Here is a 19,919-nt window from a genome sequence, read left to right as displayed (position 1 = left end):
TTGCGGCTAAGCATACTATATTGAGCGTCGGCCTCAAGCCTTGCCCACTACCAGTGGCGGGCGCGCCACAAACGCTTGAGTCAGCAACTGAAATAGCTGTTCGGTTGTCGGCAGTTCACCTAGGTGCGCGGATAATGGGGTATGCACCTCGGCCTCAATGCGTTCGGCGTGACCACAAAGCTGATTACACAGCGACACGGGGGCAACAATGTGCTGACAATCCGCATCAATCAGCAGGCACGCTTGCGCCAGCATCACGGTTTGTTTGGTCTCGCCGGCGTCTGCCCCCGCGCCTAAATGAAGAATACGCTGGGCGGTTCCCACCACTTTTTTGCCGGCAATATTGAGGTTGTAGTCACCATCACAATACGATCCGGGCGTGTCACCCACCGTGGTCGTAATGCCTAACTGATGGAAAAAAGACTGTAAAATGGTGCAAAAATACTGGTAAGCCGTCTGGATATGATACGGCGTGTTAGCCGGCCACACCGTCAGGTAAGACACGTTAATCATGCCGGGCAGTTGCGGCACCGGCGCGCCGCCAGTCCGTCGGCTTTGCACTTGCCAACCTAACGACGATAATGCGCGGCGTAATTCAGGCGTTTGGGGCCATTTTTGCCCCGCTGGCAGTACCAAGGTTTGCGCATCTGGCTGCCAAAGCAGTAATGCCTCATTGAGTTCGCCCTGCTCTACTCGGTGGATCAGCGCCTGCTCTTTCTCAAATGCAGATGCTACCGACAGCGAGGGATAGCGCAGAATCGTTTTTTGAGTCACCGTCATGCCCTCGCTGTCGTCTCGTTCACTAATTGCGCGATTAACCGAATAAACGCTGCCAAATGCTTGGGTTGCGTTTGTCGTGGTACTCTTCACGCAAGGCATCGATTTGGCGCATGCCTTGTTTTGCTTGGTCGAGGTCACCTTGGCTAAGCGCCGTCTCAATCTCATCCAGGGTCACCGCCAGTTTATCGAACCCTTCCATAAAGGTATCCGCTTTTTCTGGTGGGTAGCTGCCGGCTTTGGCTTGCGCGACCAAGGTTTCTAATTTCGCGACCGGTGCTTGCATGGCTTCAATGCTTTGTGCACTGGCGGCTTCTTTGAAGGTCATTTTCATTTCTTTCATGATCGGCTTAAGCTCAGAGGCTGAAACGCTCAACGACAGCAGCACCGCCATCGCGCCCGTGAGTATGACTTTCTTCATTTTCGCTCCATGTGATTGTTTTTTAGTAATAATAATGCGTCTGTATCTTACTCACTTCTCGGCGCATTGCCTAGCATGGAAGCGTAAAACAATGTAAAGCACTTACACATCCCGCATCCAGATGGTATGATTAATTGTAAATGATAATGATTTTAAGTTAGATAATATGAAACAGCCAAACTATCACCTCACTCACGTTATCGATACCCAAACCGTCACACCCAATATGCAACGCTTGACCTTACAAAGCGACGCATTCGCGAACTTCCCCGCTGACTGTGAAGGCGGCTATATCAAGTTACTGTTTGATAAAGCGGGACGCACTGATCTCAGTAGCGTAGCTGAGGGCGAGCGCCCCGTGATGCGCACCTACACCATTCGCCGCTTTATGCCTGATCAGCAGCAAATTGAAGTGGATATGGTTCGCCACCAAATCGAACGAACCGACTGTGGCTTTGCCGCGCGCTGGGCGCTGAATGCCCAAGTGGGTGATACCATTAACATTGCCGGCCCTGGAACGATTGCGCCGATTAATCGCGACGCGGATTGGTTCTTTATGGTTGCCGACATGACCGCGTTGCCGGCACTATCAGCCAAGATCAAAACCCTACCTCGCGATGCCAAAGGCTATGCGGTGATCCAGCTCGATACCGCGGAAGATGCCCAACCACTCGACGCCCCCGCAGGCATGGAGATTATTTGGCTAACCACCCCGACATTGGCCGAAACGGTAAAAGCACAGCCTTGGTTAGCCGGGCAAGTGTCCGTGTGGTGTGCCTGTGAATTTGAAAGCATGCGCGCAATGCGCCAATATTTCCGCAATGACCATGACGTCGAGCGTGAATTTATCTACATCAGCAGCTATTGGAAAAATGGCGTGACTGAAGAAGGCCACAAGGTGATCAAGCGTGAAGATGCGGAGAGACAATGTTAAATCGAGACCCTCACCTTTAACTAAGGTCTTGTAAAAAGAATGGTAAAACACGCTACTTGTTCATTTTAGGCGTACTATCGTCATTTTTATCTTGATATAAAAATGCTTTAGGTGGCTTACCAACCAAAGACGTTACCATATAAGAAAACGCACTATGAGTCGCATAGCCCAGCTCTTGGGCTATGATACCCGTTGGCACTCTCATCGCCGCCATATCGATAGCCTTCGACAAAAGAGCTTGATGTTTCCACTGCCTAAACGTCATTTGTAATTCCTGTCTAAATAGCCTCGCCACCGTGCTCTCACTTGCGCCTACTTGACCCGCGAGGGCAGACAGTGTTGTCGTTTGTAACGGTGACTGAAGAAATAAGTCGCATAAATGTCGCAACCGTTTATCTTCTGGCATCGGTAGGCCAAGAGCGACTTTTTTAGCTTGCCTCACTTCTGAGCTTATGAGTGTGCACATTGCACTGTATGTCTGCTCTCCGATCTTTTCGGTCGTCTGAGTTGCAATACGCCTGACTAATTCACTGAGCAAAGTACTGACCTGAAAACAGCGACAGACTCCCCACTCTTTACGCCATGTTTCGCCGTGAAAGTAACAATTAGTTTGGAACATATAGACCGAGAATATTTCTGCCTTTTCAAGTAGTGAAGAGTCATGGGCAACACCAGGGGGGATCCAGACTGCATGTTGCGGCGGCACCAAGTACGCAACCTGCGGGGTTTTGACCTGCACGACGCCAGTATCAGAGAACACCAGCTGTCCCCAGGGGTGGTGATGAAGCTCGACTTCCGCCCGCTCAACGACCTGTTTGGCGATTGCCCGGATCGGCGTTTGTTCGTTCAAATCCAGATGCGTCATGGGCTCCATGGACGGATCATGGCGGATTGACTGATTATCGATACTTTTTGCCATATATACGAAATTCACTCAGTTCCATTCCTAGTATAAATAGTAACTCGAGAATATTGACATGGAGAGTCATCGAGCTCCGACCATGCAAGCAAAACACACTTTTCTTTTATAAACAATTATATGAGTGAGACATGAGTCAGTTATCTACTTCAACTTCAGAGCATAAGACGAGCCCAGGGCGATATAGCACAACGACTGTTAGCAATGGAGGCTTAACATGAAAAACGCAAACAATAGTGAAAACACTATGTTCAGCAAAGCGCAGCGTTGGGTCATCGTCAGCTTGATCTTCGGGGTTTGTTTACCACTGATAGATGCCACGATTCTGGGGGTGGCCCTGCCGGACCTGTCCACCAGCCTCTCAGCGTCCGTCACCCAAATACAGTGGGTTTCTGTGCTGTATACCCTGGTTGCTGCCGTGACGGTGACGGTATGTGCTTGGGCAACCCGGCAGTGGGGGGCGAAAACATTCTGGATCACCGGACTGGTGGTTTTCACTGTAGGCTCTGGATTGTGTTCAGTCTCGCCAACAATCAACTGGCTGCTGGTGAGCCGCGCTGTACAGGGAGTCGGGGCCGGGATCCTAATGACCGTGATGCAGACCGTTTTGGTCCAAACCGTGGGTAAACCATTGCTGAAAACAGCGATGGCGACGATGGCGGTACCGACAGTCCTGGCCCCGATCGCCGGGCCGCTTCTGGCGGGGTACCTCCTTCATATTGGCGACTGGAGAATGATTTTCTATATCAACCTGCCAATTGGATTGGTGGGCATTGTGCTGGGTTGGGTGATGATTACCAATGATGACTTTCAGCAAGTGCGGCAGCCTAGCGACGCGTCCTCACAGGCGAACAACCGGTTCGACGGACTTGGATTTATGTTACTCGCGCCGGCACTGGTCTTATTGATGTACAGCCTGTCGTCTTTGTCTGATCTCGGCCACCAGGGAGGGGGGCATTGGCTTGAAACTGGAGGAGCATCTTTTATCGGTGCCAGTTTGTTGCTCCTGTTTGTGCGGCATACACGAAAACGAAGCCAGCAGCCGCTCATCCGGTTAAAAGTTTTTAGCGTGGGATCCTTTAGTGCCTCAATGGGTTTGCTATTTCTCTCGAGTATCAGTTTTTACGGTGGGCTATTTGCGCTGCCCCTGATGTTTATTCAGGGATTTGGACACAGTGAATGGCTGGCCAGTGTGTGGGTCGGCGCGCATGGCCTTGGGGCGTTGGTTTCCCGTCCCCACCTAAAAACCCTGTGTGAGCGGCTTGGCGTCGGGAATACCGCGTTGCTGGGCTGCAGCCTTGCTGTTATGGGAACCGTGCCGTTTCTATGGCCGGGCATTCAGGGAAGCGATCCCCTCATCGCGTTGATCATGGTTCTGCGTGGGGCCGGGATTGGGTTGTTGACCTTGTTGGGGATGTCGCATGCTTATCATGACTTGGAGCCAACACAAACCCCGGATGCCAGTGCGTTATCACGGCTCCTAACCTTGCTGGGTGCCTCTGTCGGACCGGCGATAGTCGCGATACTGTATGTGCAGGGCGCACACTCGGGTTCATTTCAGCCAGTACTGATGGGCTTAACCCTGGTCACGTTATTATGTGCAATACCAGCAGTACGGCTCATGAAAGAGGAACTAAAAACCAAAGCTGCATCATAAACTGCCACACGCCAATCATTATGGTTGAGGCTCATACCTCAACCATAAGTCAATACACTCTATGGCAAGCTATTGTTCATCCTGCTTATCGAGCAAATCAAAGAAGAAGGCATATTCCAATGCATCTTCTTTAATCCGCTTAAAGCGCCCCGATGCGCCGCCGTGGCCGGCTTCCATGTCGGTTTTAAACACCAGCGTATGGTTATCGGTTTTCAGCTCTCGCAATTTCGCGACCCATTTCATTGGCTCAAAGTACTGCACTTGTGAGTCATGCAGGCCTGTGGTGACCAGCAAGTTGGGGTAATCTTGCGCGCTGACGTTGTCGTACGGTGAATAGCTGAGCATGTACTCGTAGTAAGTTTTGTCGTTGGGGTTGCCCCACTCGTCATACTCGTTAGTGGTCAGCGGAATCGACTCATCCAACATGGTGGTGACAATATCCACAAACGGCACATGCGCGGCCACCCCTAAATACAGCTCTGGCGCTTGGTTGATGATCGCCCCCATTAACAAGCCACCGGCTGAGCCGCCGACGGCAAATACCTTGTCTTTATCGCCATAGCCTTGCGCAGTCAGCGCTTTGGTCACATCAATAAAGTCGTTAAAGGTATTCTTTTTGGTAAGCTTTTTACCATCGTCATACCAAGGACGACCTAGCATTTCAGAGCCACGGATATGGGCAATCGCAAAGACAAAACCGCGATCTAGCAGGCTCAAACGCGTGGTGGAGAACATGGGATCCATGGTAGCGCCGTAGGAGCCATAGCCGTATTGATAGAGTGGATTGGTGCCGTCTTTTTTGAAACGGTCTTTACGATACACCAAAGACACAGGGACTTTCGCACCATCGCGCGCGGTGATCATCACCCGCTCTGACTGGTAGTTGTCCGGATTGAAATCGCCCAGCACTTGGTTTTGTTTGAGCATTTCACGCTCGCCCGACGCCAAGTCAAACTCGTAATAAGTGCCCGGTGTGGTCAAGCTGGTGTAATACACGCGCACGGCGGTATTGTCCATTTCCGCATTGCCGGTCAGGTAAGACGCATAGGCCGAATCGTTAAACGTGAGCTGATATTCCTCTCCAGTGGTGAGGTTACGCACCGTAGTACGCGGCAAGCCATTTTCGCGCTGCTCGTAGACCAAGTGGTTGTCGAACAAGGTGAAATCAACCAGCTGCACTTTATCATTTGGCGCGATCACATCTTGCCATTGGCTGCGATCGTCACGCTCGCTTTGATGTACCTTCATTAAGCGGAAGTTCACCGCTTGGTAGTTGGTATAGATGTAATACCACTCACCGCGCTTGGCAACATCGTATTCGATGCCGGTTTCTCGTGGATAAAACGCTTGAGCGGTGGCATTTGGATCATTAGCATCCACGAGCGATACACCGCTGGTTTCGGTGCTGGAGTGCCAAATAAAGATTTGCTCACCGTCTTTGCTTTTACTCAAGCCGGTGTAGTAGCTGGTATCCGTTTCTTCGTAAATTAACGCATCAGCGGATTGCGGGGTGCCCAAACGGTGGCGATACACCTGAAACCCTAGCAAGGTTTGCGGATCTTTTTTGATGTAGTAAAAGGCTTGGTTGTCGTTCTGCCACACAATACTGCTCGACGCGCCTTCAACCTTATCATCGAGGTACTCACCGGTGGTGAGGTCTTTGACTTGAATGGTGTAAACGCGGCGGCTAAGGGTATCTTCCCCATAGGCTAATAGGTTTTCGTTTGGGCTGACACTGAGTTGGCCAATGCTGTAAAACTCATGCCCTTTCGCGAGCGCGTTGACATCCAAAATTACCGTTTTGTCGGTGCCGGCAAAGTCTTTCGCACGCACGTAAGTACGGTACTCATTATCGCCTTCCACTTCGCTGGAATAGAAATAACTGCCTTTTTTGACGGGAACTGAGGCGTCGTCTTTGACGATACGCCCTTTGATTTCATCGAATAGTTTGGCCTGCATTGGCTCAGTGTGCGCGAGCACCTGATCGGCATAGGCGTTTTCTTGGTTAAGATGGGCGATCACATCGGGATCTTGGCGTGCATCGTCACGCATCCAATAATAGTTGTCTACGCGCGTGTCGCCGTGAATGGTCATTTCATGAGGGATTTTTTTCGCGACAGGCGCACTCAGTTCGCCTGGGCTGGAAGCTTTCACGTGTGACTCTCCTTGAAAACTGCACCCTGAGAGCAAAGACACCGCCAGTGCTCCGGTGAGTAAAATGTGTCGGGACATACTTTTCCTTCAGGTTTATTTAGCCATAACAGTAATTTAACAAACAAGTATCTCTTTACTGACCTGAGGGCATCAAGCAAGTTCCAATCAATAATGTTCTTTTTATCGTTCGTCAAACGATTGGCTGACGCATCGTTTCTTAATACCAGTCCATGTTTTAAGCCTAAAAAAGCTAATTCTTATCTTTTAGCTATAAAAGGCTAATTATAGCAAAGTGAGGCTTTGTGTGATCACAACGCCCACTAATGTCGTGATCACTACCGACAATAACGAACCAATTAAAACGTATTCGGTTAGGCTGCGATCGGCAGAACGCGTCAGCTCACCAAAGCGGAAAATCGACTTGGCTGCCAGGACAAAACCGACGGCCGTATAGCTGCCAAGCAAGGTAAAGGTCAGGATCAAAATACGCTCTAAATAGCCAATCAACGCCCCCGCAGCCACGAGGCCATGATAATCGTGTTGATGATCAGAGGGTGAGTCCAACGTAACCGTAAAGCGCTGTAACACATGACCAATCAATACTGATGTCGGCTTTAAGATCAATAAATAGCCCGTGCCAATTACGACGACCTCGCTAAACAGAGGCATCTCGGTCAGTCCAACCCAAGGCGGCTGCGCCACAAAACTCAGGGCAATTAGCCCTAGTACCACAAGGTGTATGCCTTGGCTCACCGTGAAACGGACCAGTGATGACTGCGCGACAAGTTGACCATCAAGCACGGCCACTACGCGCTTGGTGATTATGCCAACCGCCAATACGCCCAACAGCGGCGAGATGTTTTGAGTCCAAAACACCGCAGGCACCAGTAAACATAAACCGTAGAGGAGCGGTCCTACCGTCCAATCCATTATTCGCGCGCGTGGTGTCGATTTCGTCCACCAATTCGTAGGCTGTAGATAGAAATCATAAATAAGGTGGGTCAGTAACAAGGGAACCAGCAAAGAAAGGAAGGCCATCATACGTGTGCCCCCACAGTTTGCTGAAACTCGGCCAACAATACCTCGATAAGCTCCCAGCCCGCCGCTTTAAGGGACTTACTCACGGTTGCATTCGCGACCCCAAGCGCGGCCGCTAACTCGCCGTACGCAAGTGGTTGATCACGCTGTAATAAAGGCAACATCATTTCGCATTGACGAGATGTCACACCGCTGAGTTGCCGGTCAAGATAACGGATCAGCAACGCAAATCTGTCTTCAAGATCGGTATTGGCGCAGAAAAAGACCAGCTGCTGGTGTTTCATTGCTTTTAAGCCACGACCAGATAGCACAAACGCCTGCCCCATTGACTCTGACACCACCTCACGCAAATCCGCTTGCTCAGCAATCGCAAAGCTGATGCGACAATCAAACGGTTTTCCCAGTGCTTTGATGGCAACACGATACATCACGACATAATGAAGCGCGTTCGCCACATCATGGATCACAGATTGAAACTCATCACCGCGTATAATGCTGTGCTGATTAGCGCGATGCGCTTGTGAAATATGGGCTTGTATGGTTTTGATTTGCGCGAGTACTCGCTCATACTCATCTCGATTTAAGGCAGTCGAATCCACCAGATCGCCACTGATCACCGCAATGGGTGCCTTGCTTTCTGTCACCATCATTCATCCTTGTTCACCAACTCCGTCAAATTTAGCCTTTTTTGGCAAAAAATACAAATTTACCCATAAATAGCAAAAAGATAAGCGAGGCCGCATCACGCGACCTCGCCGTTACTGACGTGGCCGTTACTAACGAGGCAGGGGACTAAAGCTGGGTCATATCGATCACCTTATCCGGCCAGTGCTCGATAAATTGTGGCTCATGAGACACCACAATCACGGTGCCTGCATACGCTTTAAGCGCGTGTTGCAATGCCATTTTTGCATCGACATCAAGGTGTGTGGTGGGCTCGTCTAACACCAGTACATTGGTTGCCATCACGGCTAAACAACAAAGCTTTACTTTGGTTTGCTCACCCCCGCTCAGTCTACGCAATGGCCGCACCGCCTTTTTACCACTGAGACCAAATTCAGCCAGTTTCTGGCGCGCGGTTTTATCTGTGAGCTGGCCGCCCACCCCACACACGGCCTGAACCGGAGAGCTTTCCGGATAGCGCCATTGTAAGCCTTGCTCAAAATACCCCCACTTTATGCCGTTTGCCGTGTCAATGTGGCCCCGTAGTGCAGGGATTTTTCCCAATAAGGTTTTTAACAATGTCGATTTGCCCAAGCCATTGAAGCCAATAATCGCGACTTTTTCGCCCCGTTGAATCTGAAGTGACAGTGGAGGCAAAAGCGGCGTTCGATAGCCAATCTGCAAGCCCTTGGCGGCCAAGACATGTTGCGACCTTAATGGTTTGTATTGGAACGCAAAGCTTATCGACTCACGCGTCTGTTTTTTTTCAATCGGCACCATTTTCGCAAGCTGTTTCTTGCGCCCCTTGGCAATACGCGCATTCACACCTGCGCCGTTCTTGCGAATATACGTGGCCAACTTATCCATTTTTTTCTGCTGTGCGACGTATTGCTTGTGCTGTGTTTCACTTTGCTGCGCTTTTTGTGCCATCGCTTGCTGATACGATCCTTTGTATTTGCGTATCTTGCTCTGGTCGATATCAACAATCGCTGTCGTGATCGACTCAAGGAAAGCCTCATCATGTGACACCACCATAAAGGTACCCGTATAGTGGTTCAGAAACTCCGCCAACCAAGCAACGTGCTCAGCGTCGAGGAAGTTCGTCGGCTCGTCGAGTAACATCACCTCGGCTTGTTCAAGCAGTAGTTTTGCCAACATCACTTTATGCCGTTGACCGCCACTCAACTGGCCCATTGCGGTTTGCATGCCCAATGGCGCGATCCCCAGCCCAGCCGCTACCTGTTCAATACGATGAGAGATACGGTAAAAATCTTGTGCCTCTAATTGGCTTTGCAGTCGTGCCGCTTTGGCAAGCACCGCGTCTGACGTGTCCACCGACATCGATGCGTAGATAGCATTTAACGCTCGCTCAACCTCCACAAGATCGCGATATGCCAACGCCATAAAGTCATAGATAGACAGTGTTGGGTCGATCGTTAAATGCTGGTCTAAATAACCGACTTGGATATTCGGTTGCCAAACAATCTCGCCACTATCCGGCAGCAGTTCCCCTTGCAGCATTTTTAACAGGGTACTTTTCCCCACACCGTTCGCACCCGTCACGCCAACATGTTCACCATGATGTAGCACCACGCTCGCACCTTGGTACAACACTTTTTCCTCAATTTGAAAACAGATGTTTTCAATCACTAATAAACTCATGTTTCTTTTCCATAAAAAAAGGCCGGTAACAAGTACCGGCCTTTCGTCATCATTAAAATGAATGCATTCTGCTGTGATCAGAATGCAAAAAGGCCGGTGATGAAGCATCACCGGCCTACCTCTCTATCGCGCCTTTACATCAGATACTGAGAGCCCTACGCGGATGGCGTATGACAATACCTGATGAAGATTTGATGTTAAGCTCCGAGCAACACTTCATCGTGTATTTGCGCGAAGCCCAGCCTTCTTACGAAGTTCTTAAATAGAATATAAGCCATAATAGAGAGTCGAAATATCAACATGAGCGACGGAGAGTAATAAACCGAGGAGGTGAAGTCAATCCTATACATACAGCCTTGATACACACATCAAGCGATATTAGGTATATGCTCTGCGTCATGAGGGACGCTTTCCAGTGCCGAGACGTACACTTTAAAGGTATTTTTTCCATCATGCTTCGCCTGATAAAGCGCATCATCGGCTTGGGCCAACAACACCTTGACCATCAATCACTGGTTCGAACACGTCAGCACAATGAATCAGTACTTTATCGCCAATAGAATGGCCGCTCGCAACAGCATTACGCCGGCACGAGCATCATTGCCGATTGGGCGGCGACATCAATGCCCTGCTCGCTCGAGACCGTGACGCCCGTTAGCATATCGCGCCAATCATTTTCCAGCGTCACTGAGAGTGATTGCGGCTCCAGGGATTTATTTAACACCAATATGCCTGCCTCTCCCCGTTGAATCACCAACCAGTCATCGGTCGCCTCCAAGACACGCATGGGCTCACTATGGGTCAAATTATGGAAGGCGATCATTTGCACCATCTTTGGATCTTTCCACGCATTTTGCCAGCGTGGTTGGCCGTCTCCCCCTTTGATACCACTGGTATCAAGATCGGTATAAATCAGTGGCACGCCACCATCACGCCCCAAGATATACGCGTAAGCCAGCCACTCGCTCGCTTCGTCCATCACCAAATCCAAGAAAACCTCATTGTTGGGAATGTCATGGGTAATGGCAAACGTGATTGCACGCCCTTTCGATAAGGCTTGGCCGAAGCAATAAGGGTCAATCAATGATTTGAGGCTGCCTTGGTTGGAAAACGCCTGATAAAGCGTTGAGAACAGCGGAAAGTCGTAGGCACCTAAACATGTTTCTTGTAAATAGGGAGCCAGAAAGAGTTTATATTCTTCTTTGCTTGCGCCACCGTCGGTGATGATTTCACCAAAAATATGCGCATCATGGGTAATATCATCGGTCCACACGCGTTTGAGGTGTTCTAAGGTCATGTGCTTAGCCGCATCAATCCGAAACCCTTTGACACCAATTGCTTTCAACGCCTTAAGGTAAGCACGTTGCTGAGCGATCACATGATCACACACTCGCAGTGTTGGTAACCCTGGATCGCTGGGCCCACCGCTAATACGCCCGTTTTGTACTTGCCAGGTGTCCTTCCAATCTTGTATGCCAAACGCATCAACGAAGTCCTGCTCAGTAAACAGTGGCTGAGATAAATCACCGAACAATGTCAGTTCGCGATAGCGCTCTTCATGTGCTTGATAGGTTGCCATCACCGTTTGGCTGGGATAATTCAAGTCAGTGCGAGCGTGCGCTTCATTGGCCATATGATTGAAAACCACATCGACGTACGTAAACACACCAACACGATTTAACGCTGCCACCATGGCTTTGAAATCCGTTGTGTTTCCGAGCGCATTTTCAATGACACGATAATCTTGCGGCTGGTACCTAAGCCACCAACGTTCATCTTGCTCGCTTTTCATCGGAGGGGACACCAGCACCGAGCCATATCCTAACGCCCTAATCTCCGCCGCGCGCTGGGCAATATCCGCGTACTTCCAATCAAAAGCATGCAAGATAACGTTGGCTCTTGATGATTGGGTGTCTTGTAAACCGTTCATATCTTCCTTATCGCGTTCGCGCATCACCGTGTTTCCGTTGTAGATGGGCTTATTCAATGACCAAAATTATAAACGCTATATACGTGCCGCCCTCCTCCTTTGTCCGCTTGTGTAAGGATGATAAGTAAGGCGTAGTGGGTGTTTAGCTAAGGGACAGGCACGCTCGTTACCCAGTGTACCGGACTTCATAGCGGTTAGGGGAAAGCAGCGTTGGGCCTTCAAGTGGGTTAGCTACCCGCTTTGGCTAAGGAATAGAGCGTAGGGGGAACACTTTGAACGTGTTTTTTCCTCCATGCTTAGCCTGATAAAGCGCATCATCAGCTTGGGCTAACAAGCAATCAATATCGAGCGCTTCGGTGGTGGTGGTCATCCCGATGCTGGCAGAGAGGGTCATTTCAAGCGCTGAGCCACTGTTTTGAACCGCGCGGAGCAGTTCTGCCGATAACTGTTGCGCACTAGCACTATCACAGTAAGGCACCACGACCGCAAACTCTTCTCCCCCCAAGCGTCCGACAATCCCATTATCATCAACGACTTGCTCAAAAGTCTCAGCACAATGTATCAGTACTTTGTCGCCGACCGAGTGGCCGAATGAGTCATTGATGGCTTTAAAGTCATCCAAATCAATCATCAAAACACTGATTGGAAAAGCGGCGGTCTCAACACGCCGTTTCGCTCTCGCCAAAAAGGCGCGGCGATTAAACAGTCCGGTTAAGCTATCTCGAGTCGCTTCGCGGTGGAGCTTCTCGTGCACGCGCTCCAGCTTATACAGAAAGATAATCAGGGTGTTAATCACGCTATAGGCGATGCCCGATAGAATCAGCCCTGCTTGTATTAGCGAGGTACCCAGCAGTTGCGTAAATAGATCAGGATAGAGATGGGCAAATGTCGCTCTGCCAACATAAGCAGCACTGAATCCCCCCATCACCATCATCAGCCAACGCTTTAAACGCTGGCCGCCGGTGTTCGTACTACTCACAATGGTTCGTGTCATCAGCCCTAACTGCATACTGACGATCAAGCTCGCGTAAACCACGCGACTCCCGATGTCATCAAGGTGCGATGCCATAAATATCACGGACAGAATAACAGGTAGCATCAACTGCCAACGCGGTACGTCGCGCGCAAAAATTTGTCCCAGCGCCCAATGGCTAAACGAAAAGGCCACCATCACGCAAGCATTATAAAAAACGATCCCGATGTAAGGATGAAGGTGCGGGCGGGCAAATAAGAATAGGTTGCTAAAACCATGGATAAACAGGGACACCGCCCACCCATTGATACCAGGTTCTTTACGATTTTGTACCAACAAAAAACCCGCTAGCAGCCATTGGATTGCAGTCAGCGTAATGAGCAGTGTCGGTGCATCAAGTTTAAACATCAGCGATACGTTAATTAGGGCGCACTTCGATTTTACCACTTTATCCGTGGCCGTTTACCGGTAATCAATGTGCGCGGCTTCAATTTATGGCGATTAATCTTTATGACAGTTTCGGCGTGCTTGCGCTATTCACCGATCGTGAGCGATAGGATTAGTTGCGATACAAGACTTTAATGATATGCCAGCCGAATTTAGTTTTTATCGGCCCAAGCGGGCGCAATAACTCGCCACTGAAAACGGCTTTATCGAAAGGCGGTGCCATGTCACCGCGGCGAAATTCGCCTAGATCACCGCCTCGCTTACCCGACGGGCATTGCGAGTGCTTCTTCGCGAGCGTTTGAAAATTTGCCCCTTTTTTAAGCTGATCAAGCAAAGAGGTTGCTTGCGACTTATCCTTCACCAATATATGAAGGGCTGCTGCTTTCTTGGCCATCGAGCTATCTCGTCAAATTAAAGCCGCTCAGTATACCGGATTTCTGTTACTGGATAACAGCCATAATAAGGCGACCACAATCGATGCAGAGGGAGTGAGTCTAGGCGAGAGAGGCGTTGCGCGAAAAGCCGGCGAAAATTCATTAGGGGTGGAAGGATAAAATAGATAAAAGTCCCCCTTTCCGGCCTTTTCGCTGCCAGCTCTATTCAGTTTCGTCATAACCAAGTGCGTTTAATTTCTTTCCGCCGCCATGGCTAAAAAATCTCTTAAAACGCTGATTTGATCGCATTTTGATGTAAAAAACAGATTGGAGAAAGCAGCGTTTATCATCACAAAAAGCATCAAAAAGAGATCTAAGTCACACTGCTGGCACATTGATATTCATCTGACTTTAATATTTACACCTCTGATGGTTAAGCTGTCTGTATTATCTGCTATTTGTTTAAAAACATCGGCAGATGCTTTTACGGGTATAGGAGAGACAGGCACGTACTGCCACCTCACTCGATGAGAAACAGATCTCAATCACACTCTCGTTAACCACGAGTGAAAGCTAATCCACATATCGGAGGGACATGATGTCCATTTACAGCCACCTTAAGCAATTGACTGCAATTTCATGCGTTGCCGCCGCACTAGGCTTCTCAGCCATGGCCAATGCCGACACTTGGCGTTATGCCCACGAGGAGTACGAAGGTGACGTGCAAGACGTCTATGCACACAAGTTCAAGGAGTATATTGAGGACAACTCTGAGCATACGCTGCAAATTTATCGTTTCGGTGAACTCGGTGAATCCGACGACATCATGGAACAAACGCAGGCAGGTATCCTTCAGTTTGTTAACCAATCACCTGGCTTTACCGGTTCGTTGATCCCAGAAGCACAAATCTTTTTTATCCCTTACCTGATGCCGACGGATATGGAAACCGTGATTGAGTTCTTCCGTCAGAGTAAAGCGGTGAATGAAGACTTCCCAGAGTTGTATGAAGAGCAAGGTCTCGAGCTGCTCAAAATGTATCCTGAAGGCGAGATGGTGATGACAGCGGACGAGCCTGTGACTGAGCCTGCCGATCTTCAAGGTAAGAAAATTCGCGTCATGACTAACCCACTGCTTTCATCGACGTATGAAGCCTTTGGTGCAACGCCAACGCCATTGCCATGGGGTGAAGTATACGGTGCACTCCAAACCAATATGATTCAAGGTCAAGAAAACCCAATTTTCTGGATTGAGTCAGGCGGTTTGTATGAAGTATCACCTAACCTAATCTTTACGCACCACGGCTGGTTTACCACCGCCTCAATGGCAAATAAGGACTTCTTTGACGGCTTGTCGTCCGACGAGCAAGCGATGATCCGTGATGCCGCTGACTATGCATTTAACCAAACCGTTGAACACATCCGCGGCTTGGCTGATGAATCACTCGAGAAAATCAAATCGTCGAGTGATGAAGTCACTGTGACTCGCTTGACTGATGCGCAAATCGAGAAGTTTAAAGCACGTGCGCCACAGGTAGAGGAAACCTTCTACGAAATGACTGGCGAAAGCGGCAAAGCCCTTCTTAACCAGTTTAAGAAAGACTTGGACGCTGTTACTAACTAGTCGCTAATCACTCAGGCACCGTGTCACACGGTGCCTGTTTTACCTGAGGAATGCGTAATGACCGATTCCGACTCTCTCACGTACCACTCCGAGCTTCCTGGCCTTCTTGGCAAATTGGATACCCTGATTTGTAAAATCGAATCCTTCATGTTGGCCGCTGGTGTGCTCCTAATGGCCCTGAATACCTGTGTTAACGTTATTGCACGCTTTGGTTTTGGGCAGGGCTTGTTTTTTTCTGGCGAAATCAATCGTATTTTAATTGTTTTAATCACCTTTGCAGGGATTGGCTACGCGGCGAGACATGGTCGCCACATTCGTATGTCTGCTCTGTATGACACCCTGCCTTTCAAAGGCAGAAAAATCTTAATGACAAGCATCGCGCTGATCACAGGCCTTATCATGCTGGTGTTGGCGTATTTTTCTTATCAATACATTGTCTCCGTTTATGACCGCGGTCGTATTTTGCCAGCACTTGGCTTCGAGATTTGGTGGATTTATATCTGGGTACCACTGGGCTTTATCGTCACCGGCATTCAGTACGGGTTGACTGTCTATAAAAATCTCACCTCGCCCGATGTTTACCTCTCCGCTGGCGTCCTCGATGGTTACGCTGAGACAGAAAGTGAAGTTTAAATAGGCACCTACCACTATGGCCATGACGTTAATGTTCATCATGATTGTCTTGCTTGTGCTTGGCTTTCCAATGATGGTCCCTTTGATTACTGCCGCGCTAACCGGTTTTTACATGATGTTTGGCGGCGTGGGTCAAATGGACACGTTTATTCAGCAAGTGCTGGGAGGCATCCGCCCTGCCTCACTGATTGCTGTTCCTATGTTTATTCTCGCCGCCGACATTATGACGCGGGGGCAATCCGCCAACCGATTGATTGATATGGTCATGACCTTTATTGGTCATATTCGCGGCGGGTTGGCGATCAGTACCGCCACCTCGTGTACCCTGTTTGGTGCCGTGTCTGGCTCAACACAGGCAACCGTGGTGGCCGTTGGCTCGGCATTGCGTCCAAAGCTGCTTCGAGCCGGCTATAGCGACTCTTTTTCGCTCGCGTTAATCATCAACTCCAGTGATATCGCCTTTTTGATTCCTCCCAGCATCGGGATGATCATTTACGGGGTGATCTCAGAAACCTCTATCGCCGAACTGTTTATCGCTGGGATCGGCCCTGGATTGATGATTCTGACCTTTTTCTCGCTCTACTGCTTGTATTACGCCACTGTCCACAAAGTGCCGACTGAGCCTAAAGCGAGCTGGAGTGAGCGGATTACCGCTACCCGAAAAGCCTTGTGGCCACTGATGTTCCCACTGATCATCGTCGGCGGGATTTATGGCGGTGTCTTTAGTCCCACAGAAGCGGCCGCGGTGTGTGTGCTTTATGCGATGATCTTGGAATTTGGTGTCTTTCGCTCACTTAGCAGCAAAGATGTGTTCACCATCGCACGCTCAACAGGCTTAATTACGGCTGTGGTCTTTATTCTGGTCGGCGTGGGCAACGGTTTTTCTTGGATCATTTCTTTCGCGCAAATCCCGCAAACTATTCTCGAGGCAGTCGGGATAAGTGAAATGGGTCCGATGGGCGTGCTAGCCTCTATTTCCATTGCCTTTTTTGTCGCCTGTATGTTCGTTGATCCGATTGTGGTGATCCTGGTGCTCACGCCTATATTTGCACCTGCGATAGAAGCCACTAGTCTTGATCCTGTGCACGTCGGGATTGTGATCACCTTACAAGTGGCGATCGGCTCAGCAACGCCTCCGTTTGGCTGTGATATTTTCACCGCTATTGCGATTTTCAAAAAACCCTATTGGGAAGTTATCCGAGGAACGGGGCCATTTATCGCCATGCTGCTTCTATCAGCCGCGCTATTGGTGATGTTCCCGCAGATTGCGTTATTCCTACGTGATATCGCGTTTGGGTAACTAAACAACAGGAGTAATTGGATGTTTAAACGAATATTGGTTGCCGTCGATGGCTCATATTCTGCGTTAAATGCGTTAGATAAAGCGATTGAGTTGCAACAACTCACTCATGCTGAACTTTACTTATTGTGTGTGTTTAAACATCACAGTTTGTTTGAGGCGTCACTATCGATGGTTCGCCCCGATCGGTTGCAAATCCCAGATCAGACCCTGAGCGAATACGCGCGCAACATCGTTGAGCAAGCCAAACAACATGCGCTAGAGAACGGTGGCGAAAGTGTACGCGGGTTTGTCAAAGGCGGGCGCCCTTCCAAAACCATTATTAAGTTTGCCAAAAACAAAGAGGTTGATTTGATTGTGATGGGCGCGCATGGCACCCACTCAGACAAAGACGGGATGTTTCTTGGCAGTGTCTCCCATCGTGTGGCGGGGCGGGCACATTGCCCTACGATGGTAGTTTAACCGCCTGTGATGGCGTTTTTTCACACGTTGTCGTTCACACCCAGTCATCACAATAAGAAAAAGGCCAGCATCGAAAGATGCTGGCCTTTTTTTCAATATTTCCAGCGCTTTTATTGCATGTGGAAATAATGACTATTCAGTACCAGGTGGACACCGATAGAGGCCAAGTAACCGAGCATAATCACCGGTGCCCATTTTAGGTGGCCAAAAAAGGTGTATTTGCCGTGGGCTTGCCCCATCAGCGCGACACCGGCCGCAGAGCCAAGGGACAACAAGCTCCCCCCCACACCCGCTGTTAACGTCACCAATAGCCAGTTACCGTGGGACATCTCAGGGCTCATGGTTAATACCGCAAACATGACCGGAATGTTATCCACTACCGCAGATAAAACCCCTACCAGTGTATTCGCCCAAATAGGATTCCACTCGAGATACATCACATTCGAGACTAACGATAAGTACCCAATCAAGCTAAGGCCGCCAACACACATCACGACCCCGTAGAAGAAGAGCAAGGTATCCCACTCAGCGTGGGAAATGCGGCGGAAGACATCAAAGGGTACCACTGACCCCAGTCGACGTAATGCCGCTTCGTCATTCTTCGCCTCAGCGATAGCACGTTTACGCGCTAACGAACGTGGCAGGGTGCGGCGCAGATAAAAACCAAAAAACTGCAGATAAGCCAATCCCATCATCATACCCATCACCGGCGGGAAATGGATAAAGCCATGGAAAGCAACCGCCGTGGCGATAGTGAGCAAGAACAAGACCATGATGCGGCGCGCGCCCCGCTTTAGCTCAACATGCTCTTGCATCACATCCGGCTGCGTCCGCGGGATAAAGAGCGACATGATAAAGGCAGGGATCACGTAGTTGACTACAGACGGAATAAACAAAGCGCCGAATTCGGCAAAGGTGACTTTGCCCGCCTGCCACACCATCAAGGTGGTGATATCGCCGAAGGGGCTAAACGCACCGCCGGCGTTTGCCGCCACAACAATGTTGATACAAGCCAGATTAATAAACCGAGGGTTATCACCGCCAATTTTTAGCACAATGGTACACATCAGCAGCGCAGTGGTAAGGTTATCCGCCACTGGCGAGATAAAGAACGATAGGATCCCAGTAATCCAAAACAGGCTTCTCAAATCGTAGCCTTTACTCAAAATCCACGCTTTCAATCCATCGAATAAACGCCGTTCTTCCATCGCCGAGATGTAGGTCATGGCCACCAACAAGAACAGCAATAGCTCGGCATACTCCAACAGATTGTGCTCTAGCGCGGCATGCGCCGGTGCCATATTGCCCCATTGCGAGTAGGCAAAACCAATGAGCAGCCAAATCAAGCCCGCCGCCAGCAAAACAGGCTTCGATTTTCGCAAGTGAAGCTTTTCCTCTAGCATCACTAAGCTGTAGGCAACCGCAAAGATTGCCAAAGACGCATAGCCCACCCAGGACTGAGTTAAATCCAGCCCTTGTCCTGTTGTAGCGGCAAAAGCCGTTGGCGATACCATCGCCAACGCCGCAACCAAACGCTTCATCCTTGAGCCTCCAAATGTTGTTTCCTTACTTCTGATATGACAATTACGTCGTGTTAATCAGCCTGTTTCCGACTGTTTATTGACCGACCACCCACCATAGAGACACATCGCGTCGCCTCGGCGCAGTGACACCTTTCTCACCATTAAAAGACAGTTTAAAAAGCGTGCTCTGTGGCAATCGTGCAATGTATCAATTATTTATTTTGCACGGATAGAACACCGCAGAACAAAAACGAACATAATATTAACAAATATGGCGTTAACGTCTATTACTAAGCACGTTTCAACCGTAAAAAAGAGGTGACATGGGTTACTGTCAAGATTAATAATATCAACTTACTCGTTGGTAATCGCTGTCATAGTCGGCAAAAATCGACTAGATTTAAACAAAAAGTGAATGATTTTAGTCATCC

18 protein-coding genes are annotated in these 19,919 nt (G+C 49.5%); 6 read left to right on the top strand and 12 right to left on the bottom strand.

Annotated features, from left to right (window positions below; genetic code table 11):
* Positions 1-33 precede the first annotated feature (33 nt).
* Positions 34-780 (bottom strand): lipoate--protein ligase family protein, encoded by a 747-nt coding sequence (locus tag BGL48_RS12115; RefSeq protein ID WP_069362879.1) that lies wholly within the window; start codon positions 778-780, stop codon positions 34-36.
* Between the two features lie 34 nt (positions 781-814).
* Positions 815-1,198: a cytochrome b562 gene (locus BGL48_RS12110; protein ID WP_069362878.1), complete on the bottom strand. Its 384-nt coding sequence runs from the start codon at positions 1,196-1,198 to the stop codon at positions 815-817.
* 166 nt (positions 1,199-1,364) lie between these two features.
* Here BGL48_RS12110 and BGL48_RS12105 point away from each other — a divergent pair, with 166 nt between their 5' ends.
* Positions 1,365-2,132 (top strand): siderophore-interacting protein, encoded by a 768-nt coding sequence (locus tag BGL48_RS12105; protein ID WP_069362877.1) that lies wholly within the window; start codon positions 1,365-1,367, stop codon positions 2,130-2,132.
* 52 nt (positions 2,133-2,184) lie between these two features.
* On the opposite strand, the gene BGL48_RS12100 is transcribed toward BGL48_RS12105, so the two are convergent.
* Positions 2,185-3,051 (bottom strand): AraC family transcriptional regulator, encoded by an 867-nt coding sequence (locus BGL48_RS12100; protein ID WP_069362876.1) that lies wholly within the window; start codon positions 3,049-3,051, stop codon positions 2,185-2,187.
* 217 nt (positions 3,052-3,268) lie between these two features.
* Here BGL48_RS12100 and BGL48_RS12095 point away from each other — a divergent pair, with 217 nt between their 5' ends.
* Complete coding sequence (locus BGL48_RS12095) at positions 3,269-4,708, top strand: MFS transporter (RefSeq protein WP_069362875.1); 1,440 nt, start codon at positions 3,269-3,271, stop codon at positions 4,706-4,708.
* Positions 4,709-4,777: 69 nt separating this feature from the next.
* Here the strand turns inward: BGL48_RS12095 and BGL48_RS12090 are convergent, their stop codons facing one another.
* The 8 genes from BGL48_RS12090 to ppiC all read right to left on the bottom strand — a co-directional run bounded on the left by BGL48_RS12090 (position 4,778) and on the right by ppiC (position 13,969).
* Complete coding sequence (locus tag BGL48_RS12090; protein WP_083238592.1) at positions 4,778-6,940, bottom strand: S9 family peptidase; 2,163 nt, start codon at positions 6,938-6,940, stop codon at positions 4,778-4,780.
* 204 nt (positions 6,941-7,144) lie between these two features.
* Positions 7,145-7,900: a DUF3307 domain-containing protein gene (locus BGL48_RS12085; RefSeq protein ID WP_241824184.1), complete on the bottom strand. Its 756-nt coding sequence runs from the start codon at positions 7,898-7,900 to the stop codon at positions 7,145-7,147.
* A complete protein-coding gene (locus BGL48_RS12080) occupies positions 7,900-8,550 on the bottom strand; it encodes a hypothetical protein (protein ID WP_255377409.1) in 651 nt (216 codons plus the stop codon). The genes BGL48_RS12085 and BGL48_RS12080 overlap by 1 nt, the downstream gene beginning before the upstream one ends.
* A gap of 142 nt (positions 8,551-8,692) precedes the next feature.
* Positions 8,693-10,225 carry an ABC-F family ATP-binding cassette domain-containing protein gene (locus tag BGL48_RS12075; protein WP_069362872.1) on the bottom strand — a complete coding sequence of 511 codons (1,533 nt, stop codon included), beginning with the start codon at positions 10,223-10,225 and terminating at the stop codon, positions 8,693-8,695.
* 368 nt (positions 10,226-10,593) lie between these two features.
* Positions 10,594-10,731, bottom strand: coding sequence for a hypothetical protein (locus BGL48_RS16290; RefSeq protein WP_158014724.1), 138 nt, complete (start codon positions 10,729-10,731; stop codon positions 10,594-10,596).
* Between the two features lie 74 nt (positions 10,732-10,805).
* Positions 10,806-12,155, bottom strand: a complete 1,350-nt coding sequence (locus BGL48_RS12070) for an alpha-amylase family protein (protein WP_083238611.1) — start codon at positions 12,153-12,155, stop codon at positions 10,806-10,808.
* Between the two features lie 244 nt (positions 12,156-12,399).
* Positions 12,400-13,536: a GGDEF domain-containing protein gene (locus BGL48_RS12065; RefSeq protein ID WP_077599692.1), complete on the bottom strand. Its 1,137-nt coding sequence runs from the start codon at positions 13,534-13,536 to the stop codon at positions 12,400-12,402.
* Positions 13,537-13,687: 151 nt separating this feature from the next.
* Complete coding sequence (ppiC, locus tag BGL48_RS12060; RefSeq protein WP_069362870.1) at positions 13,688-13,969, bottom strand: peptidylprolyl isomerase PpiC; 282 nt, start codon at positions 13,967-13,969, stop codon at positions 13,688-13,690.
* Between the two features lie 575 nt (positions 13,970-14,544).
* Here ppiC and dctP point away from each other — a divergent pair.
* From dctP to BGL48_RS12040, 4 genes are read left to right on the top strand one after another with little or no spacing between them, the layout of a single operon-like run.
* On the top strand, positions 14,545-15,570 hold the full coding sequence (dctP, locus tag BGL48_RS12055; RefSeq protein WP_198533047.1) for a TRAP transporter substrate-binding protein DctP: 1,026 nt from the start codon (positions 14,545-14,547) through the stop codon (positions 15,568-15,570).
* Between the two features lie 57 nt (positions 15,571-15,627).
* Positions 15,628-16,203, top strand: a complete 576-nt coding sequence (locus BGL48_RS12050) for a TRAP transporter small permease (RefSeq protein ID WP_069362868.1) — start codon at positions 15,628-15,630, stop codon at positions 16,201-16,203.
* 16 nt (positions 16,204-16,219) lie between these two features.
* Positions 16,220-17,503 carry a TRAP transporter large permease gene (locus tag BGL48_RS12045; protein WP_069362867.1) on the top strand — a complete coding sequence of 428 codons (1,284 nt, stop codon included), beginning with the start codon at positions 16,220-16,222 and terminating at the stop codon, positions 17,501-17,503.
* Positions 17,504-17,524: 21 nt separating this feature from the next.
* On the top strand, positions 17,525-17,965 hold the full coding sequence (locus tag BGL48_RS12040) for a universal stress protein (RefSeq protein ID WP_069362866.1): 441 nt from the start codon (positions 17,525-17,527) through the stop codon (positions 17,963-17,965).
* Positions 17,966-18,075: 110 nt separating this feature from the next.
* Here the strand turns inward: BGL48_RS12040 and nhaD are convergent, their stop codons facing one another.
* Positions 18,076-19,506 (bottom strand): sodium:proton antiporter NhaD, encoded by a 1,431-nt coding sequence (gene nhaD, locus BGL48_RS12035; RefSeq protein ID WP_069362865.1) that lies wholly within the window; start codon positions 19,504-19,506, stop codon positions 18,076-18,078.
* Positions 19,507-19,919: the final 413 nt, after the last annotated feature.

Origin of the sequence: Salinivibrio sp. SS3 (assembly GCF_001722105.1) — a bacterium.
GTDB lineage: Bacteria > Pseudomonadota > Gammaproteobacteria > Enterobacterales > Vibrionaceae > Salinivibrio > Salinivibrio kushneri.
Note: the sequence above shows the minus strand (reverse complement) of the source record. Positions and strands in the feature narration are given on the sequence as shown.